Source organism: Enterococcus sp. LJL120, from assembly GCF_054871765.1.
The window spans coordinates 39330-62928 of record NZ_JBTXLV010000011.1; the positions used below are offsets into that span (position 1 = coordinate 39330).

General features: G+C 38.9%; 24 protein-coding genes and 1 pseudogene. 5 read left to right on the forward strand and 20 right to left on the reverse strand.

Going from position 1 to position 23599, the window contains the following annotated elements:
• Positions 1-24: 24 nt before the first annotated feature.
• A complete protein-coding gene (locus tag ACYSNU_RS16250) occupies positions 25-864 on the forward strand; it encodes a helix-turn-helix transcriptional regulator (protein WP_461738219.1) in 840 nt (279 codons plus the stop codon).
• A gap of 642 nt (positions 865-1506) precedes the next feature.
• On the opposite strand, the gene ACYSNU_RS16255 is transcribed toward ACYSNU_RS16250, so the two are convergent.
• The 3 genes from ACYSNU_RS16255 to ACYSNU_RS16265 form a co-directional block, all read right to left on the reverse strand.
• Positions 1507-2466 carry an IS30 family transposase gene (locus ACYSNU_RS16255; RefSeq protein ID WP_461738220.1) on the reverse strand — a complete coding sequence of 320 codons (960 nt, stop codon included), beginning with the start codon at positions 2464-2466 and terminating at the stop codon, positions 1507-1509.
• Between the two features lie 119 nt (positions 2467-2585).
• Positions 2586-3065, reverse strand: a complete 480-nt coding sequence (locus tag ACYSNU_RS16260) for an acyl-CoA thioesterase (RefSeq protein ID WP_019131942.1) — start codon at positions 3063-3065, stop codon at positions 2586-2588.
• A gap of 123 nt (positions 3066-3188) precedes the next feature.
• Entirely contained in the window at positions 3189-3434 is a 246-nt protein-coding gene (locus tag ACYSNU_RS16265) for a transposase (protein ID WP_461738221.1), read from the reverse strand.
• A 759-nt stretch (positions 3435-4193) separates the two neighbouring features.
• Here ACYSNU_RS16265 and ACYSNU_RS16270 point away from each other — a divergent pair.
• Positions 4194-4832 (forward strand): annotated as a pseudogene (locus ACYSNU_RS16270) (tyrosine-type recombinase/integrase); the annotation flags it as partial.
• An 11-nt stretch (positions 4833-4843) separates the two neighbouring features.
• On the opposite strand, the gene rpsI reads toward ACYSNU_RS16270, so the two are convergent.
• The 8 genes from rpsI to ACYSNU_RS16310 all read right to left on the reverse strand — a co-directional run bounded on the left by rpsI (position 4844) and on the right by ACYSNU_RS16310 (position 12185).
• Complete coding sequence (rpsI, locus tag ACYSNU_RS16275; protein ID WP_265457927.1) at positions 4844-5236, reverse strand: 30S ribosomal protein S9; 393 nt, start codon at positions 5234-5236, stop codon at positions 4844-4846.
• Positions 5237-5251: 15 nt separating this feature from the next.
• Positions 5252-5695 (reverse strand): 50S ribosomal protein L13, encoded by a 444-nt coding sequence (gene rplM / locus ACYSNU_RS16280; protein WP_265457925.1) that lies wholly within the window; start codon positions 5693-5695, stop codon positions 5252-5254.
• A gap of 352 nt (positions 5696-6047) precedes the next feature.
• Positions 6048-7004, reverse strand: a complete 957-nt coding sequence (locus tag ACYSNU_RS16285; RefSeq protein ID WP_461738222.1) for an NAD(P)/FAD-dependent oxidoreductase — start codon at positions 7002-7004, stop codon at positions 6048-6050.
• A gap of 164 nt (positions 7005-7168) precedes the next feature.
• Positions 7169-8620: a glycoside hydrolase family 1 protein gene (locus ACYSNU_RS16290; protein WP_461738223.1), complete on the reverse strand. Its 1452-nt coding sequence runs from the start codon at positions 8618-8620 to the stop codon at positions 7169-7171.
• Between the two features lie 9 nt (positions 8621-8629).
• A complete protein-coding gene (locus tag ACYSNU_RS16295) occupies positions 8630-10111 on the reverse strand; it encodes a family 1 glycosylhydrolase (protein ID WP_461738224.1) in 1482 nt (493 codons plus the stop codon).
• A gap of 59 nt (positions 10112-10170) precedes the next feature.
• Entirely contained in the window at positions 10171-11505 is a 1335-nt protein-coding gene (locus ACYSNU_RS16300) for a PTS sugar transporter subunit IIC (RefSeq protein ID WP_461738225.1), read from the reverse strand.
• A 19-nt stretch (positions 11506-11524) separates the two neighbouring features.
• A complete protein-coding gene (locus ACYSNU_RS16305) occupies positions 11525-11824 on the reverse strand; it encodes a PTS sugar transporter subunit IIB (protein WP_461738226.1) in 300 nt (99 codons plus the stop codon).
• A 40-nt stretch (positions 11825-11864) separates the two neighbouring features.
• Positions 11865-12185 (reverse strand): PTS lactose/cellobiose transporter subunit IIA, encoded by a 321-nt coding sequence (locus ACYSNU_RS16310; protein ID WP_461738227.1) that lies wholly within the window; start codon positions 12183-12185, stop codon positions 11865-11867.
• A 313-nt stretch (positions 12186-12498) separates the two neighbouring features.
• On the opposite strand from ACYSNU_RS16310, the gene ACYSNU_RS16315 reads away from it, so the two are divergent.
• A complete protein-coding gene (locus ACYSNU_RS16315) occupies positions 12499-12918 on the forward strand; it encodes a DUF3284 domain-containing protein (RefSeq protein WP_461738228.1) in 420 nt (139 codons plus the stop codon).
• Positions 12919-13130: 212 nt separating this feature from the next.
• On the opposite strand, the gene ACYSNU_RS16320 is transcribed toward ACYSNU_RS16315, so the two are convergent.
• Both ACYSNU_RS16320 and ACYSNU_RS16325 read right to left on the reverse strand, forming a co-directional pair.
• Positions 13131-15755 carry a PRD domain-containing protein gene (locus ACYSNU_RS16320; protein ID WP_461738229.1) on the reverse strand — a complete coding sequence of 875 codons (2625 nt, stop codon included), beginning with the start codon at positions 15753-15755 and terminating at the stop codon, positions 13131-13133.
• 145 nt (positions 15756-15900) lie between these two features.
• Entirely contained in the window at positions 15901-16386 is a 486-nt protein-coding gene (locus tag ACYSNU_RS16325) for a Dps family protein (RefSeq protein ID WP_461738230.1), read from the reverse strand.
• A 221-nt stretch (positions 16387-16607) separates the two neighbouring features.
• On the opposite strand from ACYSNU_RS16325, the gene ACYSNU_RS16330 reads away from it, so the two are divergent.
• Positions 16608-17294 (forward strand): prepilin peptidase, encoded by a 687-nt coding sequence (locus ACYSNU_RS16330; RefSeq protein ID WP_461738231.1) that lies wholly within the window; start codon positions 16608-16610, stop codon positions 17292-17294.
• 6 nt (positions 17295-17300) lie between these two features.
• Here the strand turns inward: ACYSNU_RS16330 and ACYSNU_RS16335 are convergent, their stop codons facing one another.
• Genes ACYSNU_RS16335 through ACYSNU_RS16355 form a run of 5 tightly spaced genes read right to left on the reverse strand, consistent with a single transcriptional unit; the run spans position 17301 to position 21357 of the window.
• Positions 17301-18038: a tyrosine-protein phosphatase gene (locus tag ACYSNU_RS16335; protein WP_461738232.1), complete on the reverse strand. Its 738-nt coding sequence runs from the start codon at positions 18036-18038 to the stop codon at positions 17301-17303.
• 10 nt (positions 18039-18048) lie between these two features.
• Positions 18049-18834 carry a PhnE/PtxC family ABC transporter permease gene (locus ACYSNU_RS16340; RefSeq protein WP_461738233.1) on the reverse strand — a complete coding sequence of 262 codons (786 nt, stop codon included), beginning with the start codon at positions 18832-18834 and terminating at the stop codon, positions 18049-18051.
• A 9-nt stretch (positions 18835-18843) separates the two neighbouring features.
• Positions 18844-19638, reverse strand: coding sequence for a phosphonate ABC transporter, permease protein PhnE (gene phnE / locus ACYSNU_RS16345; protein WP_461738234.1), 795 nt, complete (start codon positions 19636-19638; stop codon positions 18844-18846).
• Positions 19625-20443, reverse strand: coding sequence for a phosphonate ABC transporter ATP-binding protein (gene phnC / locus ACYSNU_RS16350; protein WP_265457912.1), 819 nt, complete (start codon positions 20441-20443; stop codon positions 19625-19627). Before phnC ends, phnE begins: the two co-directional genes overlap by 14 nt.
• Positions 20443-21357 carry a phosphate/phosphite/phosphonate ABC transporter substrate-binding protein gene (locus ACYSNU_RS16355; protein ID WP_461738235.1) on the reverse strand — a complete coding sequence of 305 codons (915 nt, stop codon included), beginning with the start codon at positions 21355-21357 and terminating at the stop codon, positions 20443-20445. Before ACYSNU_RS16355 ends, phnC begins: the two co-directional genes overlap by 1 nt.
• A 127-nt stretch (positions 21358-21484) precedes the next feature.
• On the opposite strand from ACYSNU_RS16355, the gene ACYSNU_RS16360 reads away from it, so the two are divergent.
• Complete coding sequence (locus ACYSNU_RS16360; RefSeq protein WP_461738236.1) at positions 21485-22138, forward strand: GntR family transcriptional regulator; 654 nt, start codon at positions 21485-21487, stop codon at positions 22136-22138.
• A gap of 48 nt (positions 22139-22186) precedes the next feature.
• Here ACYSNU_RS16360 and msrA read toward each other — a convergent pair whose 3' ends face one another.
• Together msrA and ACYSNU_RS16370 are read right to left on the reverse strand one after the other, a co-directional pair.
• The gene (msrA, locus tag ACYSNU_RS16365; protein WP_461738237.1) at positions 22187-22714 is read right to left on the reverse strand and encodes a peptide-methionine (S)-S-oxide reductase MsrA; all 528 of its coding nucleotides are present in this window, start codon (positions 22712-22714) and stop codon (positions 22187-22189) included.
• Positions 22715-22804: 90 nt separating this feature from the next.
• Positions 22805-23599 carry an aminoglycoside adenylyltransferase domain-containing protein gene (locus tag ACYSNU_RS16370; protein ID WP_461738238.1) on the reverse strand — a complete coding sequence of 265 codons (795 nt, stop codon included), beginning with the start codon at positions 23597-23599 and terminating at the stop codon, positions 22805-22807.

Genomic DNA, 23599 nt, shown 5'->3' on the forward strand with positions numbered 1-23599 from the left:
GAGTGAGGAAATGAGGGGCCTTCGATGAATTTTATTTCGCCAAAAACTTTTAGTCCTGAGGTCATTTACCTATTTGACCCGTGGAATAATGACCGCAATTTTTCCAATATGCACAGCCATGATTTTTTAGAAATCAGCATTATTTTAGAAGGGGAAGCCATCTATCAATTTGAAGGAGAGGAGCCAATCTCTTTAGCCGCCGGAAACGTGATGATTTTCAATCCCGGCATGCGCCATCGGGAATGGCAGCAGCCAGATACTTTTTCCCATCAACTTCATATCGGCATTCGCAATATTTCCTTAGATGGTTTCAAGCGCAATTTTCTGCCCCACGACCATCCACGGCCAAACCTGGGCAAGTACCAGCACTTTGTTTTGCAAAAAGCCTGGCAGGCCATCAATGAAGTCGAACAGCAACAATCAGAAAGCGCCATGATGCAAAAAATTATCATCATCGAAATGCTGATTTATATTTTGCGGGCGCTCAATACTGAAAACGATATCAAAATGTCCAACCTGCTCTCCGACAATGAAAATCGCCAGCAAAAAATCGTCAACCAGGTGCTCTACTACATTGAAAACCATTATGACCAAGAAATTACCTTAGAATTGCTGGCCCAAGACCATTTTGTCAGCGCCACCTATCTCTCACGCATTTTCAAAGAGCTGATTGGCGTCAGCCCCATCAGCTACCTAATTGATATTCGCCTCAATCACGCCAAATATCTGCTAGAAAAAAAACAGCACACCGTTGGCGATGTCGCCAAGCTAGTGGGCTATCAGGATACGTTTCATTTTAGTAAGTCTTTTAAGAAGAAATTTGGGAAGGCGCCATCGTTGATGTTGGGGGATGAGGGGGAGTAGTGAAAAGGCACTTTCCAAGAAAAATGGAAAGTGCCTTTTATCTTCATATATCCAAAGAAATCGATTAACGTTTTGAGAACTGTGAAGCTTTACGAGCTTTTTTAAGACCTGGTTTGGTAAACATGTTATTTAATAGGTTTCAAAAGGCTTTAAATAAGCGAAAATTTTATATCTCAATTTCATTCAACTTTATTTATTTTCAATAAATTTTAATTCAATGGTGGGGATTTATACTAAAAAGGCGAGTCATTGGTGTATATTTTATTCGAGCCATTCTACATATATATTCAAGTCATTTAATCTATCCAAAAAATCTATGTTATGATTTCTACCTTTTCATACAACAATACAAGCCGACTCATCATGAGCCAGCTTATTTTTTTCTATAAAAACTCTATATAATAGTTCCCTACAAATTCTCCAGCCATAGTCATACGATAATCTCGCCCAATTGCTTCATAATCAAGATAATTTCCTAAATGAACTAGAACACAAGTATCAATGCTTCATCTACTATATATCCAAGTTTTTCATCATTTGATATCATACTATTTGTTCAACTTGGATATAGGAACTAAATGACATTTTTTTCTAGCCATTTCGCCCAATAATCATATTATAATTTTTTTATTATTTGATTTGTCAATTTAAGCTAGACAAATGTGATTCATCGATATAACTCAAAAACACTTCCAAAGGCGTTCGATAATTTAGTGATTTTCTAGGGATTTTATTTCTCTTGTCAGCTACTGCGGACACAAAGTTCTGATCGACTTCGTTGAAGTCCATTTCTTTTGGCAAACCATCTTTTCGAAGTAAGCCATTTGATTGTTCATTTAAGCCACGTTGTGAAGGTGTTCCTGGGTCTGCAAAGTAGATTGAGACATCATGTTGGTTGGACAACGATTTCCAATTACTAAATTCTTTCCCATTATCAAATGTGAAAGAATTAAACAGATTTCTTGGAATAGATTGAAACCACTGTGTTAGCGTTGTTTCAATGTCACTTGCTTTTCTACCTTCTGGCTTTAAAGTGATGATAGCTTTAGATAGACGTTCCACCAATGTGATAACTGCGCTTTTATGATGAGCACCAACGATTGTGTCACCTTCAATGTGACCAAATTCATCTTTAAATAGAGGATAGTCTTTATCTCTTTCAGAGATATGTCGTTTGAAAGCTTGCTTTCCACGTCGTTCGTTGTGTCCATTTGGTTTTCTTTTGCCCTTCATAGGGAACGTTGTTCTATCAAAGTAACCGTCCTCAAAGCGACGATATAACGTTCTCATTGAACAACTGATGGGCTGTTCAGCACGCCCAATAATAACGTCCGACGTCCATCCAAGGGAAACCTTTTCCTTGACGTATTCCTGCTCTTTTTTAGGCAAGGAGATCTTACGTCTACCGCATCGCCTTTTGTTTTCCTTGTAGCGTTTGTAGTAATCGATCGCTGAGTGACCCTGCTTCAAAAAGTTAATGACGTTATAAATAGGTTGACGCGAACGTTTTAAGCGTTCAGCGATAATCGTAACTGAAATATTTTGATGATAATAAGCTTCTATCATAACTAATTCATCCGTGGTAAGATGGGTGTAGGTCATTTATGATCACTCCTATTCTTCGTGGTGGAAGTATAGTAAGAGTGTATCATAAATGACTTTTTTAGTTGTCTAGCTTAATTTTACAATCTACGATAATATTTTTATATCAAAATAAAAGATTACATATTATCCTTTACAGCAACTGCAACCATTTTTGATCTTGCTCTAACTTCCCCTTCAACTTCCATTTCCATATTAAGAATAACTTTTCTTTCGCCAATTTCTTCAGCTCTTGCTGTTACAGTTACTTCTTTGTCCATAGGAACTGGTTTTCTAAAATCAACTTCAAGTCTTGCTGTAACAAAACGAAGAATTACAGTATCTTCAGTAAGCTCTAAACCCTTATCTCTGTGTTTAAACCAAGCTGCTGAAGCAGTTCCGTGGCAGTCAAAAATCATCGCTATCATTCCACCAAAAAGATTTTTAGGAACTCCCCCTGTATATTTGCTTTCTGGTGTGAATTTACAGATAGATTCTTCTCCACTTTCTGATGGATAAGATTTTAAATGTAAGCCTTCTTCATTTTTAGGTCCACATCCCCAACAATATTGAAACCTTTCTCCATAAGTATCTTGAATTGCAATTCTTTGTTTTTCCATTTAATAACATCCTTTCTTATTAGATCAATATATTTTACTTTTATTTTAAATTTATTTTCATACACTGCTGTAACATTTTTTGATACACAAATTAAAAAAATGTAAGCAACGAAAATCATTAATTTACTCATTTTGCTTATTTGATATCCACCGCTGAATTGTCCTCAAACTAACTCCGTATTTATTTGCGACTTCTTGCCTATCCATACCACTCATTAGGTCTTCAAATACCATATCGAGTTGTTCCTCAGATAAGCGTGGTCTTGTGCCTTGCGTAAAATGATAATTGCATGATATGCATTGATACCTCTGTATCCCCTGTTTGCTACCATATTTTATTGCTTCACTATTACATTTTGGGCAATTCATATAATCATTCTCCTTTCCACTTCTTATTTATTATACCAAATCTTCAACAGAAAACCAACCTTTTGTCACAAGGGGGTGTTTATTTGAAATAATGCATACTACAATAGGATTATCAAGAAAGGCAAGAAATCTTGATAAGTCGCTGATCAAATAATTCACGTGGATTATTGACTCCCTGTTAGTCCAATTTGTCTCTGAACAGCTTTCTAAAATAGAAAGTAGAATTAAGTTATCAAAAAAACAAAAAATACAATAATGAGATTTACATTGAAAATACAACAAATATTCAAGAAGAACTAGCATTTGAACATGTTGGACAGATAAGAAGATTTTTAGGCTATGATACGGTGGTTGTTTTTTATCGATTCTATTTTGATAGTTCGAGACATGCTAGAGAAGAATACTGTATCAGTTTTTATAAAAATGGTTCAAAAGAAGATATTGATAATCGATTAAAAAAATTGAACAAATACAAAAAAATAAGATTTTGGGAAGTATCTGAACTCGTAAAATTAGACAAAAATGGTTTCAACAAAATAATTAATGAAGCAACTTCTCGTGAGCTCAAATTAATGAAACAACATCTTATTTCTCAACTTGGTAATGACAATTATATGAAAGTCGTATCTCATATTAATCGCAATTTTAATTGTCCTGCAGTTAGTAAAGATCATTAATTCTCTCTTCGCTAGTACATACTGGCGAAGAACCAACCTTTTGTCACAACCATCTATCGATTTCATTTTTCATCGCTTACAATATGTATTATTTTGGACTACCTACTTTCTATCTGACCGTAAATCCGAAACCTATGCTTTGCAATGGAAACATATAGATTTTTTGAACAATCAAATCTATCTTGTACAAGCATTAGATAAATTTGGAAACGTCAAAAGTACCAAAGGAAACAAATCAACTGATTTAAACCTACCAGCCGTATTGAAACAATTATTGCTGGAATGGAAAAACGTTCAAAAGAAAGAATTATCTCAATTAAAAATCAAGCAGACACGTGACCAATTTCTATTTACGTATTATGACCGTAAAGGAAACATAAATAAATGCGTGCATACAGATTTTTTGAACTATCGTATGAAATCAATTAAAAGACGTCACCCAAACCTTGAGCCTTGTTCTCCACATAAGCTACGACACACAACAGCTACACTTGCTAAATTAAATGGCATGTCTTTAGAAAGCATTTCTGAAGCACTAACACATTCAGAAGTAGCAACAACAAAAACGTATATTAATGTAAATAATGTAATTAAACTTACACCTGCTGACTTTACCTATAACCAGCTTGTAAAATCAAATGGTGGGGAATTGGTGGGGAATTTGGTGGGGATTTCTGAAAAAAAAGACACCCACCAACTGGCAGATGTCCAAAACCGTTGATATAACAACGATTAACGTTTGCTAAATTGTGAAGCTTTACGAGCTTTTTTAAGACCTGGTTTCTTACGTTCAACCATGCGGGCATCACGAGTAAGTAAGCCTGCGCGTTTTAAAGGTGTACGGAAGTCAGGGTCAACTTCTAACAATGCACGAGCGATTCCGTGACGGATAGCTCCTGATTGTCCTGCGTAGCCTCCACCGTTTACGTTTACGAAAACGTCGTATGAACCGACAGTTTCAGTTACACCAAAAGGTTGGTTGATAACTAGACGTAAGTCAGCGTGTGGAATATATTCTTCAACATCTTTTTTGTTTACAGTAATTTGACCAGTTCCTGGTACTAAACGTACGCGGGCAACTGCATTTTTACGACGGCCTGTGCCGATATATTGTACTTGTGCCAATGAAATTCCCTCCTCTTAGATTAAGTTTGTGATGTCTAAAACTTCTGGTTGTTGTGCAGTATGTGGATGTTCCGCTCCACCGTACACGTTTAACTTAGTAAATTGTTTGCGGCCCAAAGTGTTTTTAGGAAGCATGCCTTTTACAGAAGTTTCAATCAAACGACGAGAATTTTTAGCACGTAATTCACCAGCAGTTACAGATTTCAACCCACCTGGGTAGTTACTGTGACGGTAGTAAATTTTATCACTTGCTTTTTTACCTGTTAATTTAATTTTGTCAGCGTTGATGACGATTACGAAATCGCCTGTATCCACGTTAGGTGTGAATGTTGGTTTATTTTTACCGCGTAGCACTGAAGCAACAACAGTTGAAAGACGTCCCAAAGGAACATCAGTTGCGTCTACTACGTACCATTTACGTTCTACTTCGCCTGGCTTAGCCATATATGTTGTACGCACGATTTTCTTCCTCCAATTTAAGTTCTGATGTTTACATACACGTGAGTTTCCGGGGCTCTTGTGGGGTAAACAATACCGTTTAACATCATAACCTGAAACACTAGCAAAGTCAATGAAATCCACCAGTTTTTATTAGAAAATATTTAAAATAAATCAAGATTCTACCAAACTAAAGACAAAAGCAAATACAGCAGACCCTTTTGGAAAATAAAAAAACGACAAGCAGCCACCATTATTGAAAAATTTCAGGGGAAATTGGAATCCTGATTCCAGATAATTCCTGCTGAAAAACCAGCTAATGTCTTTCAAAACAAAAAAGAATGGATTTCTCCATTCTAATTCGCAGCCCACATCACAATTTCTTCAGCAGCTCAGGGTGATGAGTAGAAACCTTGCCAACCGGCTCAGCTTCATCATTCAAATAAACGGCAATTTGATTGGCAGTCTGTAATCCTTCATAAATGGCACCAGCAATCATATTCATTTTACCTTCATACTGACTAGCGTCACCAACAGCAAACAGGCCGGCCAGTTCCGTCTTGCCCTGCCCCATGGTTGTCACTTGCCCAAACTCGCTAATGTCAAATCGCTTACTCAGTTCTGATTTAAGCGGATGAGCATGGTTGACCTGCTGAAAGGCAACCAAGGAATCAACTAACAAAGGCTGAAAGTTTTCTCCGGGAAATGCTAAGGTCACGGCCAATTGATTTTCCTCTTCCTTCACCGTCACTCGCAATGGCTCAGGAATAACTTGCAGATTGGTAAATTCAGCGGGAAATTTTTCTTCTGCGCCAAAGACAATGACTTTTTTGGCTACAGTTAATTTCTTTAGTGCTCGTTTGACTTTCGCAAAGCTTCCATATAAAAGAACCGTCTGATCTTGATACCTTTCGCCAGCCGCTAATTTGTAATCAATTTGTAGCGCTTGAGCATCACCCCAAACCACCGGTTGTTTTGCGACCATGCCTGTACCAGTCGCCACGATCACAGCGTTGGCCTCGTGCACTTGTCCTTCTTTGGTAATCACCTGCCAGTGTTCGGCCTGCTGTTTTAGTGCCACAACTGCTTGATTCAATAAAACTTTTGTCGGAAACGTGGCGGCCTGCTCTCGTAAAGCCGCCACAACTTCTTTGGCCGGCCTTGGCTCAACACCGCCAAGGTCCCAAATAATCCGTTCATGATAAAAATTCAATTTGCCCCCAAGCTGCGAGCTGCCTTCAATTAATTTCACCGATAAGCCTCGCATCCCACAATAAAAAGCACTATATAAACCAGCGGGGCCACCGCCGATAATAATTACATCCTCCATCTGAACCCTCCATTTAATTGAAAATGATTCTCAATAAAATATACCATAATTCAGATAAATTTAAAAAAGCAAAGTTCTCAAAGAAAATCACTGGCTATGGTCTAAGAAACCATCTGCTTAAGCAATTTCTTTAAAAACTTTGCTGTCTATTTTCGTTTTATTCTTTAATCCAGTTCTGCTCCGTTTGAAGCAATAACTTTTTTATACCAATGGAAGGAATCTTTACGATAGCGTTTCATCGGCGCAGTTTTAGCCTTTTCATCGTCTTCATCCCGGTCAACATAAATGAAGCCGTAGCGTTTGGTAATTCCCTCTCGTGTAGAAACCAAATCGATAGCACTCCATGGACAATAGCCAATGATGTTGGCTCCTTCTTCAATACCAATCTGCATTTGTCTGATTGTTTCCCGCAAATGCTCTATTCGGTAATCATCGTGAATTTTTCCGTCGGCTTCTAAAGTATCTGGACGACCGTAACCATTCTCGGTAATAATCACTGGCAAATGGTAGCGGTCAGTTAGTCTTCTTGCGGTTACCCGAATGCAATAAGGATCAAATTGGTGTCCATCCAAACCTTTAGGAAAGTAGTCATTTTCAGCGGCTCGGCCAACTCCTGGTTTATCCATTAGGGCTCGCAAATAACTAATGTCCCGATTGTCGGCGTTTGCGAGAGCATTTAAGTCCTGTTTATAAAAATCTAAATGTTCTATCGTATCATTGCCGTAACAATTGAAGCCGATGATATCTGGATGGCAGCTGGCCATGATTTCGAAATCGCCTTCCTGCACTTCAATTTCAATCTCATTTTCGGCAAAGTAATTCCAAACACTTTGCGGATATTTGCCAAACACTAGCGCATCCAAATAAAAATCGTTCCGTAAATTATCCATGTTCATTGAAGCGATAAAATCTATTGGATTACTTGTTTTAGGATAAGCAGTCGTAATATTGGGTGCTGGCCCAATTAATGCCTCGGGACACATCTCGTGACATAAATGGATTGCTTTGGCCTGCGCTATTAATTGAATATGCGCTTCATTATATAAATCGCTACCTTTTTTTGCTTTATTTGTGCCTCCAATCATATCAAGAGCCCCAAAAAAGATCAGCATATTTTGCTCATTATAGGTCAGCCAATAGCGCACATCCTCTTTAAAATTTTCAAAGAGGATGTGACAATAGTTTACATACACATCGATCATCCGTCGGTCTTGCCAGCCACCATATTTTTCTGATAGTGCTAGTGGCAAATCAAAATGAAAAATTGTCACGATTGGCTCAATATTATGTTTACGACATTCCCTAAAGACATTTTTATAAAACTCAAGACCCTTTGGATTAATTTCGCCTTCGCCAGATGGTAGAATTCGGCTCCAAGAAATACTCATCCGATACGCTTTGAAACCCATTTCCGCCATCAGCGCAATGTCTTCTTTATAATGATGGTAAAAATCACTCGCATAATGAAACGAGCAAGTCCCCGGGTTTAATTTCTTAACATCCCAAACCGAAAGACCGCGACCGTCCTCATCAAAGGCGCCTTCCACTTGGGCGCTCGAAGTGCTACCACCCCACAAGAAATCTTTTGGAAAACCTTTAATTAGATAATCTGTCATAGCCGCCTCCTAAGTTAAATCTGCACCATCAGATGCAACCATTTTTTTGTACCAATAAAAACTATCTTTCTTGCTTCTAGCAAGACTGCCATTTCCAACGTCGTCACGGTCAACGTAGACAAAACCATATCTTTTCTTCATTTCGCCGGTGCCGGCACTAACTAAATCGATACAACCCCACATCGTATACCCCATCAAGTCAACACCATCGATGTTGATTGCATCATCCATGGACTGGATATTTTGCCGCAAATAATCGATTCGGTAGCTGTCATGAATGCTACCGTCGGCTTCAACTTGATCATCCCAACCAATTCCATTTTCAACAATCCATAATGGTTTGTGGTAACGATCATATAATGTATTTAAGGCGATTCTTAAACAAGCAGGATCAGTTGCCCAGCCCCATGCATTGGTTTCCAGATAAGGATTTTTAATTCCCATCATTAAATTTCCACCGCTGCCCGCAACGTCTTCGTGAGTTGACACAGTGCTAGAACCATAACAAGAAAAGCTTAGGAAGTCAGCCGTGTATTGTTTAATTAAATCGTAGTCCTCTGGTGTATCCTCCAAAACAATACCTTCTCTTTGATATTTTTTTAAGCGATAGTTTGGATAAGCACCACCAGTTTGCACGTCAGAGTAAAATAATCCAGATTGAGCTGCCTCCATTGTAAATAATTGATCAGCAGGATCACAGGTATAGGCATAAATTGGCTGGTAAGCCAACATTTGTCCCACTTGAATTTCAGGACCGATTTCATGAGCCGCCCGTACCGCCTTGGCACTAGCAACAAATTGATTATGTGCAGCCTGGGCACGATTTTGCGGCGTGTTCTCCATCACGCCTCCTGCCATAAATGGTGCAAATTCCATACAATTGATTTCATTAAAGGTTAGCCAATAGTTAACCTTACCTTGGTATCTAGCAAAAACTGTTTTGGCGTAGGTTTCAAAGAAATCAATCAAGCCGCGATTCACCCAGCCGCCATATTTGATAACTAAATTTAAAGGTGTTTCATAGTGAGATAAGGTGACAAGTGGCTCAATCTGATATTTTTGACATTCATCAAAGACAGCATCATAAAATTTCAACCCTTCTTCATTGGGTGTTTGATCATCACCATTCGGAAAAATTCTGCCCCAGTTCATACTCAAACGGAATGTTCGAAAACCCATTTCAGCCATTAAAGCAATATCTTCTTTATAATGATGGTAAAAGTCGGTTGCTTGATGACTGGGATAGTATTCTCCATCTATTACTGCTGGAATTGCACCTTCAGGGAAATCCATTTCGGTGCCAAAACCCATTCCTGTTTTACCGGTTTCTCCAGTTTGAGGGTTGAGCCAAGTAATTTGTCTAGGAACTGTGTGGGAACCGGCAATGATGACATCAGCGGTACTTAAGCCTTTGCCGCCATCCAAATAGCCCCCTTCATATTGATTGGCGGCTGTTGCGCCACCCCATAAAAATTTTTCACTAAAAACCATTTTATCCGCTCCATTCAATAAAACTGAGACAAAAAACTTTTGCCTCAGTTTGTTTTATTTTATGCCATTTGACCTTCACTATTTTTTTGAATACTTGCTTCTTGAGCTTCAGCTTCTGCGACTGCTGCTTCTTTGGCTACTAATTGTTTTTCATAAGCTTTGAAGAATGGGTAATAAACAATTGTTGCTGGAATTAGCATTAAGTAATCCCAAATAGCATTTTGCCATCTTAATGTAGAAAGATAAGCTGCAAAGCCCATTGGTAATAAGGCCGAAATTGAAATCCAAGCTGGTTGTAAGAAGCCAAATTGATAGGCTAAGTAAGTGCATAGCATTACAATCGGAATATTTAAAACGTAAGGGATACAAAGAATTGGGTTGTACATGATTGGCATACCAAAGGTCAACGGTTCATTAATATTGAACCACCCAGGAATTAGAGAAATTTTAGCAACTGCACTAATTTGTTTAGATTTTGATTTAAATCCAAGAATTGCTAAAGGTAAGGTATTTCCTGTTCCACCAGCAATTGCCATCGAGCCAAAGAGTGCCACTGGATAGAAGACTAATGGTTCGCCTGCTGCAGCTGCAGCACCATTGGCAACCGCCGCTTGAATCCCTAAAGGCATAATAATTGGCACTAAAATCATCGTGCCGTGAATCCCGAAACACCATAATAGGGCACCGAAAATACATAGAATAAACATACCAGGCACAGAAGTTAAGGCGTTCAATGGTACACCGAGAATTGCCATAAATCCTGAACAGATTGTAAAAGCGCCACCTGTTCCAACTGCTACTGCAGCGGATGCCCCCACAAAAACAATTAAGGTGAACAATAGTGGAATAATTGAAGCAAACCCATCTTGTAGGAATGGTGGTACAACATCTGGCATTTTGATTCTGATATTTTTATCAATACAGAATTTTTCAATATGAACGGATAGGAAAACGACCACGAAGCCGATAAACATCCCTTGAGCTCCAAGATATGTCATATCAATTGTTGTCAGACCTGCTTCAGTAACAACCAATGCACCGGCAACTACGATAAACCCAACTAAAGCATCGACCGCATTCATAATCGGCGCTTTCATTTTTAGATTTTTTGCATAATGATAAGCAAATAGTGCAACCACCCAAAGAGAAAGGCTATTCATAGTAAATTGATAAGGCAGATATAGATAATAATAGGTGGCACTGTCTGCTGAGAATAAGTTAAACATCGAAGGACCAAGAACAGAGACTAGAATTTGTGAGATTGCCCCGACCATAATAATTCCCATCAGTGACATCATTGCTGCCTGCAAAGCTATCAAAAACTTGTTTCGGCCAAGTGCCTGCCCAAAATCCTGCAGCTTAATCATTGCTTTACTTTGAAATAGTTTTTCCATCTGTCTTTTCCTCCTTCAGCTATTTTTGTTCATACAATGAGTCAGCAAGCTTCATGATATTGGGACTGTTGGCAATCGCATAATCAAAGGATTCAATCGCAGCCGTTGGCATATTCGTATCGGCTTTAATATCATCGATTCGATAAGAGACTTGTGGGCCGACAAGGATGATATCGAAATCTTGGTAAACATCTTGATACTCAGACAAACCAACTGCTTTTATGTTTAAGTCTTTTCCTTGCTCTTCCCAGTATTTTTCCATTTTTTTCATTAAAATACTTGTTGACATGCCTCCAGCACAAACTAATAAGATGTTCATAAATCATTTCTCCTTCCAATATTTAAATTCATTTTTGGTTTTAATTTTCATATTTATCTTTGTATAATAGAATAATTTCTTTGATTAACTCCTCGGCTAACATACTGGTCATCAAGTGATCTTGAGCATGAATCATCAAAATATTAATATCATTCTCATCGCCATTTGCTTCTGACACCAACAATTCTGTTTGGCCTTTATGCGCTAAGCGTATGGATTCCTCAGCCTTCTTGATTAACTCGTCACTCTGTTCAAAATCTCCTTTCTTTGCCGCTTCCAAAGCTCTAAAAGCATAGGAACGACCATCCCCAGAGTTGGCAATAATCGTCATTGATGAAACCTCCGATAGTGTATTATCCATAAGAAATACTCCTTTCTGTTTTTTGGTTTTCCTTTAATACAGTCATGATAAATCACAAATAAAGACTCGTCAAAACGCTTACATTTTATTAGTGTATACTTCTATTAGCTGAAATTACATCCGATTTTTACTCATATTCCTCAAAACGAAGGTGTACAAATCAAAAAAAAGCTGAAAATCTTTTTAGTGTATTAAAAAAAACATTTCAAAACAGCTTTGTGTATAACTCAGCATCCTATTGTATAAAATAACTCACTTCAAAAAAGATACAGAAAATCCGTCATCGGTAAAAAAAATCCATTATAATAAGATTATGAAAATTACAAGAGTTTTGAAAGTGGCAAACGATGAGTTTTATGACTACCTTGAAGACGAACTCTTGGCTGATCTCAACGTCTCACACAACTCTCTAACAGGTGTGAAAAAAATCAGGAAAGGGCTGAGATATCAAAAGCAAGACGAGCAGCAAACACCCGTTGATATCACCATCGAAGAGTACATTAGAGGGGAAGTTTATCAAGCAACGATTAGTACCCAATACGATACAATCACTATTTCCTATGAAACAGAAAAAGATCCTAAAGGCTTGAAAGTTGACTTTACTCAATCGATTGAAAGCTTTCAATCGAAGAAACACAATAAAATAATGAAAGCTTTCAGTGAAGGAGTTTATTTGGGGCGCATGACCGACACTTTATACAAAATTCAAGACAGCATTGAAAAAAGACGGTAATAGTTTCCTTTTTAGCTAGTTGGCCTTAATAAACAAAAAAGGAGAGACTACGACATTAGTCAAAACAGAATCAAAATTCCCAAACAATATCTGGCAATTGCCACTAACTATTGTAAGTTTGCGCCGAGGACCTACTGGACTGCAGCAGCAAATTTAATATAGTATGGAATTTTATCTGTCAAAAAACTAATGGTACAGTCTCTCCTTAAAATTTATACCTTCCGCAAAATCATAATAATAGTGGCAAGTTCATCATCATCAATCATAATCTTAAAATTCCGCTCAACTTTTTTTAAGACTTTGCCGACTGTCCGATAATCTTCTAAATAGGCATTAATGATTTTATCTTTTTCCCGATTTTTGATTGAACCTCCGCCTGATAATAAGCGATCAATTAAACTGGCCAGATGCATAAACAAGCCCACCAACTGATTTTCTTCTAAATCATAAATGATGTTGAAATCAGTAATTACCTGGGGCAGAATCGTTTTTAGTCGTTCAATCGGAACAAACCGCAGGCTCTCCTCAAGATTATGATAAACCGCCTCAAAATCTCCGTATCTCCCCACCATCGGATCAAACATCAAAACACGATCCAAATCTTCTTTCTTATTTTGAAAAACGGTGTGGATTGGTATAAAGGGAATCCCTAGCAACTTAGGATCGTATGTTCCAACAAAAGCATGAATATGGAAAGTCTTTCTAAGGGAAATTATTTCCTCTAAAAGTTTGTCCTTTTCAGAAATAGCAAAGGGTACCGTCTGTAGCCCTAGCTTCGAGTAATTATCAATGTAGCGCTTCAATTGTAGTGCTCCGCCTTCACCCGTTTCACACAAGGTAACGATAATAGTATTGCTTCTTTCATTTCTTTTATTAAATAGACTCTTCGTTTCCATATTTACGGTATGATATACATATTCGATATCTGACTCCATCGAACATTTTCTAGCTATGTCAATACCGATTAAGGTGATTGGCATGTGAATAGGTCGGATTTTAATATTTGTCTCTTCTGCTATGGTCTCCAACATCGCTTTAATCGAGCCCATATCATAAACAACAATCACACCTTGATTTTGATCAATTTGCATAATCAGCTCTTTAATTTCCTTTAAGGCTACAAGAATTTCCTTCGTCAGTGCCATATCATAACTATAGACATTATCCGTTTGAGTAAAATTTTGAGTAGTTTCCATCAATGATTTGGCGGTTCCATTGCCATGCATAATATAAAGTAGTACAGGGTGACCCGTTTTTTCCTCCTCAGTGTGAACTAAAAACATAGTAATGATAATAATCTCTTCAATCGGTAAATCTAAAGCATATTGATCCTTGAGCTTCATAGCTAACTGGACACTTAGCGCATATTCATCTGGATATAATTGAATCAAATCTTGGATGCGTGTTTCACTCATTTGACTGCGAAACTGCTTTAAAGCTAATAAAGAATTGATATGTAGACAGAGTCCATAAAAGATATTGGCTTTGAAAGAGCGGTTGAGTGTATAGCTACAATATTCCAACCATTTTTTTACGATTTCGATGATTTTAGGTTCAACAATCTTGGCTAATCTTTCCTCATCATCTGACGTATCGAAGCGTCCCCGATAGCTGTAGTTCTTGTAGAGTTTTTGGGTCAACCCATTGATTATTTTTTGAATATTAAGCTCACTGACTTTTTTATTCAAAAGGTCTTCGTAGTAATGATTGATTTCCAAGTACATATTCTCTCGAATTTGTCCCCTTTGATCCAGTGAATTACTCGCTTTTTCATAAACTATTACTTGCTCGTCCCCCAACAATTCTTCAATAGCGAAATCATTTTTGTCTCGCTTTAAAAGGGCCTTTGCCAATTCCAGCTTAAAGTCCGCCATCACAATCTCCACGTCTTGATTTGGCGAATGAACCACTCTCACATAGGCATTGGCGCAAGCCGCCACAATCGCCATCTTCATCTCCTTCACATTAAAAGCAAACTCTGTTAGCAATAATGTACGAATAATATCTGTGGAAACCACGATAGTTCTTTCGGCATTCGAACTTTCCTTACTAAAGAAATGGTGGATTAGGGCTAATTTCTCCTTTAATGGTCGCTGATTTAAATCAGGTAATTCAATAATTACTGGGATTTTCCGATTTACTGGTAGCTTCACAGCACTAGACAGAATAATAAAAATATCCGACAAATCAAGAGTCTCCCCACTCTCTAGCGTAATTACAGCCTCTTGTTCTAAAAATTCCAAAATTTTAGATTGCTGATAAGCATCTAAAAAATCGTAATGATCAATAAATAAAATGCCCCCCTGTGCCTTTTCAAACCAACTCCCTTGAAAATCCTCCTGCTGACCAAAAAGCAGCGAGTTCAAACTAGTAATGTCCTTCACGTAATTGCGACAATTGACATGAATCAACGGCGAATCCTTGGTCATTACTCGGTTTTGCAAAGCAATTTTATGCATGTAATTAACAAAATACGTCGTGCCATTACCTAAATTCCCTGTTAATAAAGTATTTAGTCGTTTGCTGGGATATAAAATGGCCGCCTGTGCTAATTGAACAGCATTTTTTAAACTGCCCTCCTCCCCAATCAAAACCTGTGGTGATTTTTCAGATTTACCATTCACTCTTTCTGATTCTAAAAAATATAAAACCGGCCGCGAATCCGTTTTAAGTAATCTGCCTTCTTTGACTAACGCGTTCAGTAAGGCGCTTACATTTGTCCGTTGCATATTTAATTGTTGAGCAACTTGACTTGTGGTCAGGCCATTTGCAAATTCTTCATTTCCATAAATTGTCCGCTGAACGAAATCAAAGACATCTTCTTTTGCTTTGCTCATAAGTTCTCCTCCAGTTCTCTATAAAAATTATTATACACTATTATCAGTGTATAATAATTTCCCAAAAAAACTTTTCACAGCTCTGTCCTAACAAATTATGTGCAAAAAAAGAGACTGCATAATGCAGTCCCTTAGATGTTACTAATTATTTCCCAACACGAGTGTCAGCGTCAACGCCTGGTGCTTTGCCAAGTTTAGCTTGGACCATCCAGATTTTCTTTTCGATGTCAGTTTTGTTAGCAATGAAAATATCTTGTGTGGAGTCGTCGCCTTCTTCGCCAGACACGTCAATACCTTTTTGGTAAAGGTCAGCTAAGTAGCGGTAGCCTTCAACTAATTTTTCCATACGTTCTGGAATTGTGCGATCCCAGTTGCCAACTTCATCTTCGATACCAGTATTGTCAGCGAATTCTCTTAAAGTGGAGTAAGGTGAACCATCTAAAGTAATCAATCTTTCAGAAATTACATCCAATTGATCATTGATTTCATCCATGTAGTCATCCATCAATGGGTGTAAAGTTAAGAATTCAGGTCCTCTCATATACCAGTGAGTTTGGTGAATCACAACAGAGAACTGGCTCAAATCAGCGACCAATTGATTTAATACTTCTTTTGTTTGTTCATATTTCATGTTAAGTTCCTCCTTAAAATAATTCTAATTTTTCCTACTCTTAAATGATAGTAGAAAGCGCAGAAAAAGTAAACCATAAGAAGCTAATTGAGAAAAATTTTCAGTTAAAGCGGTTTGCTCTTTAGAAAATTTTGGCAAAATGCAATCATTTTAAGCCTGCGTATTTCTTTATAGAAAATCTAAATTAGTAGAAAATCTTTTTTTGAAATGAGGTGCTGTTCATGCTATTGGCTTTTTTATTGGGTGCTTGTTTAGCTTCATTTTGCTGCGTCGTTATCGAACGCAGCTATCAGGGAATTTCAATTGTCAAACCGGCCTCCCACTGCACCCGCTGTCAACATAAATTACGCAGTTATGAACTGATTCCCATCTTTTCCATCCTCCTACAAAAATTTCGTTGCACCGCTTGCCAGCAGTCAATTCCAAAAATTTATTTGCTTGCTGAGGTGAGCGGAGCGTTATTGTTTGTCGGACTTTCGCAACTGCCACTGACCTTTTACAGTTTATTTTGCAGTCTTTGGCTATTGAGTGGCTGGCTGTTGAGTTTGACAGACTTATTTTACTATCATGTCGAACCAAAAATTCTTTATCCTACAAGTGTAGTGATGCTGTTATTGGCAATTATTGGGTCGCTGCCATTATATTGGCAGCAGACTGCTCTGCTTTTTTTAATTTTTTTGTGTATCCGGTTATTCTTCCCTCATAAAATCGGTGGTGGTGATTTGCAACTACTTCTGTGCTGGTCATTATTTCTTCCTTATCAAGAGCTGGCTTTATTAATTTGTTTGGCAAGCTTGCTGGGTGTCTTAGTGATTTTACTTAGCAATTTATTGGGACAGCCCATAAAAAAGCTGCCCTTTGTTCCATTTCTGTGGGCAGCTTTGGCGTTCTTATTGTGGCATTCTTGATAAATTTTAGTCTTCCTTCACGGAAACGAGAACAGGGCCGGTCAATTGCTCCCGTAAATTTTCAATGGCTAACTCTGATAGGCCGAATGTTTTCAAATAATTTTCGGCTGAATCATAATTTTGATACAGATAGCTCAACAGCTCCTCCATGTAGCTCGGCAGTGAATAAAACATTTCTTGAGGGTAGCCGCTGGCCGACTTTGTAAAAGTCGGATTGGTTTTTAAATAGGTATGGGTCAATTGATAATTGGCGATAATGTCGGCTTCTGAAACCCCAGCTAAATCTAAAAGAAAAGCCGCAATGATTCCAGTGCGGTCTTTGCCTGCACTGCAATGAAAGAGGACAGCACCTTGACTATCGGCCATCGCTTCAAAAACCTTCACCAGATTCTGCGGATAATCCTTTAAGACATTGATGTAAAAACTTCCCATCGTCAGTTTCATAGAGCGGCTTAAATCCTTTGTTGCATCAGCAATGTCGCCGGTGATTAAAGGAATGTGCAGATTTTCAACGCCTTCCATTTGCGGATTTGGCGCCTGCGCAACTTCGGCATCACTGCGCAAATCGACAATCGTCTGCAGTCCGTATTCCTTCAAAAAATCCAAATCCTGATTAGTTAAAGCTGTGATGCTGTCGCTGCGAATAAATTTGTGGAAATTAATCGCTCCATTTCCCGTCGGATAACCGCCTAATTCACGGGTATTGTAGCTGCCTTTTAACGGCAGGCGGGTAAAATATGTCATGGGTTTGCTCCTATCTAATTGCTCGTTTTATTTGGCCGATAATTAATTCAAAGGTAATCATCGTGATAAAAATGACTAAAATAATTGTGGAAATTTTAGCGTAGTCATACTGACCAATCGCCCGGGTCATCACCATGCCGATGCCACCGGCGCCGACCATCCCTAAAGAAATTGATTCTGCGATATTGGACTCCAGACGAATCGAGGTCCAAGACAAAAGCGGATTGACTAAGCCTGGCAATAAGCCTTCAACAATTAATTGCAGCCAGCCGGCGCCAGTTGCCTTCATCGTTTCGATGATGGCTGGATCTTGTTCTTCGATTGAGCTGATAAAAGATTTAATCAAGTAGCCGGTCGTTGGGAAAATTAATCCCACAACACCAGCCGTGTTACCAAAACCTAAGCTGGCCACGACAATTAAAATCCAAATCAAAGCAGGCACTGCCCGCACGATTCCCACCAAACCTTTGATAAAGCCAGATAAAATTGGCAATGGTGTCGTATTGCGAGCTCCGAGAAAGCTCAAGGGAATCGAAATCACAAAGCCTAATGCCAAAGCAGCAATCGCCATGCAGATTGAAACAAATAGTTCATAGATAATCGTGCTGATTTCTGAAAAATCTAAAGCTAAAAAGTTCGGTAAAATGTCACCAGCCGATTTAAACCGGCTGAGAAATTCGGGAATATCTAGTTTTAATAAAGACAAGCTGACCACAAAGAGACTGGTCAAGCCTACTAGAATCAAAGCAGTCAGCAGCTTATCTTTTTTTCTTGAAACGGCTATTTTAGTATTCATTTTTTCTCCTTATTTCACTAAACGTCTGAGGCGATTGACGACAAATTCAGTCAGCAGCACCATCGCCACTAAAATAATAATTAAAGATAGAGCCTCATGGTATTTAAATAGACGAATATTGGTTTGAATCATAATCCCGATGCCGCCTGCGCCGACCATTCCTAAAATGGAGGAGGCGCGAATATTTATTTCAAAGGAAAACAGTGTCCAATTAATCCAAGATGGAATAAATTCGGGAATCAGGCCATGAAATAAAATTTGTAGATAAGAAGCGCCGCTTGCCCGCAAAGCCTCGAGCTTACTGCCGGCAATTTCATCGATAGAATCTGCATAAGAGCGGGCCAAAAATCCTAAAGTAGCAATAATTAAAGCCAGCAGACCCACCATATTACCGATACCAAAAATATAAACCAACAGTGAAGCCCAAACTAAAATCGGAATATTTCTTAAAAATGAAATAAAGACCCGCACCCCGACTCTCAACCAGCGAAACGGATTTGCCTGTTCTGACATCAAGAGGCCAAAGACAAAGGCCAAAATCGCTGAAAAATAAGTTCCTACAACCGCAAACAATAGCGTTTCTAAAATTAAGGGCAGGTAGGTCGACAATTGAGTGAAATTAGCCGGCAGAAAATTGGTAATAAAAAACTGAAAGAAGCTGGGAAAGGCCAGCAACGCTTCCAAAGGATTTACTTGCAGATAGGCAAAAGCAAAGATGACCACACCGATGACAGTCATCAGCTTCAGCAATAAAGCCAATTTCTTTTGTTCAGTCAACAGCACCCGTTGGCTAGATTTCTCCATAAGTCAAATTCCCCTCTGTCAGTAGCGCATCCTCTTGCGGCAATTTCATCTGCGCTTCTTTTCCTTTGTAAATCATGGCGGTCATTTCATCTGAAAGCTCGCTTGGCCGTCCATCAAAAACAACTTGGCCAGCTTGAATCCCGATAATCCGAGTTGCATATTTTTTTGCAAAGTCGACTTGGTGCAAGTTGACGATACAGGTGATACCTCGTTCCTCGGTAACACCCTTTAAATGATCCATCACAATCCCAGCAGAATTGGGATCCAATGAAGCAATTGGCTCATCCGCTAAAATTAATTTAGGATGCTGCATAATCGCTCGGCAAATGCCGACCCGCTGCATTTGGCCACCGGATAAATCATTTGCTCGTTTGTATAATTGGTCTTTTAAGCCGACTTTGGTCAATAATTCAACAGCTTCCCGTTTATCCGCTTCTGGATAGCGGCTCAAGAGGCTATTGAAAAATGAAACCTTGCCTAAACGACCATGCAATACATTTTTAATCACATTGGTGCGGCCAATCAAATTGTAATGTTGGAAAATCATGCCGATGTCAGAGCGCTGACGTTTTAATTCCCGCCCCTTCACTTTTTCCATGTGAGTACCGTCAAAAATAATTTCCCCTTCAGAGGGATCAATCATCCGATTAATTGAACGGATGAAGGTCGATTTGCCAGCACCGGAAGGCCCGATAACCACGATAAATTCGCCTTTGTGAATCGTCAAATCAACGTTTTTCAATGCATAATTTTCTTTGTCATAGGTTTTTCCTAAATTTTTTAAGACTAATAATTCTGCTGCCATTATTCGGCCTCCTCAATGTTTAATGTCGCCACCATTTCTTCTACGATTGCATAATCTTCATCCTTGGCTTCGATAAAGCGCACGTCTTTACTGCCATACATTGTTTCAAAATAGTCTTCGTTGGCATAGTTTAAATAAAATTCTTTAATTTTATCCTTCATCTCCTGCGGTAAGTCTGCACGAATGACAAAGCACGCATTAGGAATCACATCGGTTTCACCAATCACCCGCACATCGTCTTCTTCAATAATTCCCGCTTCAACCAATTGCGGAATTGTTTGACCAGCAACCGCCGCTGCATCGTAATCGCCTTTAATGACGCCCATGATACTTGAGTCATGTTTGCCGGAATAAGCAACAGTCTTAAAGAAGTAGTCAGGATTTTCCAATTGGTCGGTATCTAAATCAAGCTCGTTGACTAACTTAGCTTTGGGAAACATATAGCCAGAAGAAGAGGCTGGGTCAACAAAGGCAAAAGTTTTCCCTTCTAAATCAGCTAACGTTTGCGTTTCCGTGTCGTCTTTACTAACAATAAAGACCGTCCGATATTCTTCTTCCCCCATGGAGGTTGTCGTAACTAGTGGCTCAACGCCAGCAACTTTTTTCGCCTGATAATAACTCATCGGCGAAACTAACAACACATCCAGTTTCCCGGATTTCATCGCTTCAATGCCCACAGAATATTCTGCGCCAACTAATTCTTCCACTTCTAAACCTAATTCCTCTGCCATTGCACTGCGGAAGTCTTCATTTTTCGTGCCTGCATCCGGATTATTTTCATCCGGCATTTGGACAATCGTTAATTTATCAATTTCGCCAGCTGCACTCGCTGCTTGATTATTACCGCAGCCTGTCATCACTGCTAAAGATGCCCCACATAATAAGGTTAAAAGTGCTAATTTCATTTTTTTCATTTTCAATCTCCCATTTTCAAATTTCAGTAGTATACCACTGAACACTTGTAGTATACTTTGTAGGACAGGGGAGATTCATCAATATTCAGTAACGTTTTTGTAAATTATATGTAAAAGGATGAAAATCATGCCAAAATCCATTGAAAGCAGTGTCTATCAAGAAATTAAACAAGCGATTCTTTTTGGGGAATATAATCTTGAAGAAGGTTTATCTGAAGCCTCAATTTCAAAAAAACTCGGCTACAGCCGCTCACCCATCCGTTCTGCTCTAAAACAATTGGAGCAGGAAAAATTAATTGTCTACAAAAAAAACCGCGGCATCTCCTTGAGGGAAGCCACGGTAAAAGAAATGGTCGACATCACACAAATTTGTGTTGAATGGTTAATTTTAGCCACAAAACAAGCCAGCCTTGGCCTAGTTGTTTTAAATGTAGAGGACATTCAGGAAAAATTAGCCTTAGCCAAGCACTATCGAGAAAGTCTCGATTACGTTCAATACATCAATCAAATGCCCAAAGTTTATACGGCTATCATGGCAGCCTCCGGCAATGAACTGCTTGCGCCGACCTACGAGAGTCTGTGGGCCCGAGTCGTCAGCACCTCTTTGTACCGAAAAATGTCCGATTCCAGTAATGCACCTAAAAAAACTTTATCGACGGTCCAATTTTTCCAAGAGTATTTGGATTTAATCCGTGCTGAACATTATGCTGAAGCCATTGATAAATTGCAGGACTATCTCCAATACGCTAACCAACAGATTTTACATTATGGGCGTATTTAAAAAAAGGAACAGCTAGTCTAAATGTGACTAGCTGTTCCTTTAATTTTATTAATTTTTCCAGTTATTGCGAATAAACGCTGCCCGGCCGGAGCCTTCACGATACATATTGTAGTGGGCGCTGTTGGTTTTGTAGTAGTCTTGGTGATAATCCTCAGCCGGATAAAATGTTTGGCGAGCTTCGATTTTTGTAACAATCGGTTCTTTGAAGCGACCACTAGCTGCTAAGTCGGCCTTCGATTTTTCTGCCGCTGCTTTTTCAGCCTCATCACCATAAAAAATCACCGGACGATAGGAGTCGCCTCGATCTGCAAATTGTCCTAAAGCATCTGTTGGGTCGGTTTGGCGCCAATAGATTTCAACTAAATCAGCATAACTGATTTGATCTGGGTCATAAGTAATTTCCACCGCTTCAGTGTGACCAGTCTTACCTGAACCAACTTCGCGATAGGTGGGATTTTTGGTATGTCCGCCTGTATAACCGGAAACTACTTTCTCAATACCTGGCGTTTCTTCAAAAGGTTTGACCATACACCAGAAACATCCGCCAGCAAAGACGGCTTTTTTAAATTCTGCCATTACTATCCCTTCTTTCTACTGCTAATCATACTCACTTTTGGGACTTCTGCAAAAATTATGCTTAGAATTATCAATCGGCTTTGCAAAAAATTAATGAACGAAAAGCGAGTTTTCCCCAGCAGCTTTTTTTATCGTAGACAGTAGAAAAACTGTGATTTCTTGCAAGTTTTCCTCCGAATAATTTTGCTGCAAGCTAAGGGAATTTCCTTGATAATCAATAATTGCCTGCCCAATGATTTTCTGAAATTCTGGCGACACCTGCTGCAAAGCCCAGCGGCCACCAGCTAATTTTCCTAACAGCAGATTACGCTTCACAAAAGCTAAACTGCGACACAAATTTAAAAGCGTTGACACCGGAGCTTGGTGGATGCCCACTGAAGCATCTTGTAAATCGGCATACACACTGCGCCAGTAGTTCTCTTTGGAAATATAGGGGATGGTTTTCTTAGTGGATTTCCCTAGCAAAACACAGCCTTTTTTGCGAATTATTTTTAGATGAGCGGGTAAATCCGGGTCAAGTCCCTGCATTGCTTCGATAAATTGCTCTGGGCTTTTCAAAAAAGCCCTTCGATGAAGCGGTGAAAAATGAAAATCAAAAGTTGCCGCAACTGGGCTTTTTTGCAGCATCTTCACCGTCATTACATGAAACTCCAAGCCTTTTTTGGGAGCGTTGGGCCACCACTTCTCTAGCACGACTGCCATCAAGGCCAATTTTTCAGTCTTCGTCAAGTTGTATTTGACGACAATCAAAAAATCCAAATCACTGAAATCAGGATTGTAGCCGCCTAAAACAAACGAGCCATGCAAATAAATGCCCACTAGCTTATGACGCAGGATTTTTTTGGTGTCATTTTTTATTTGTTGTAATAATGTTGCTGTGGTCAT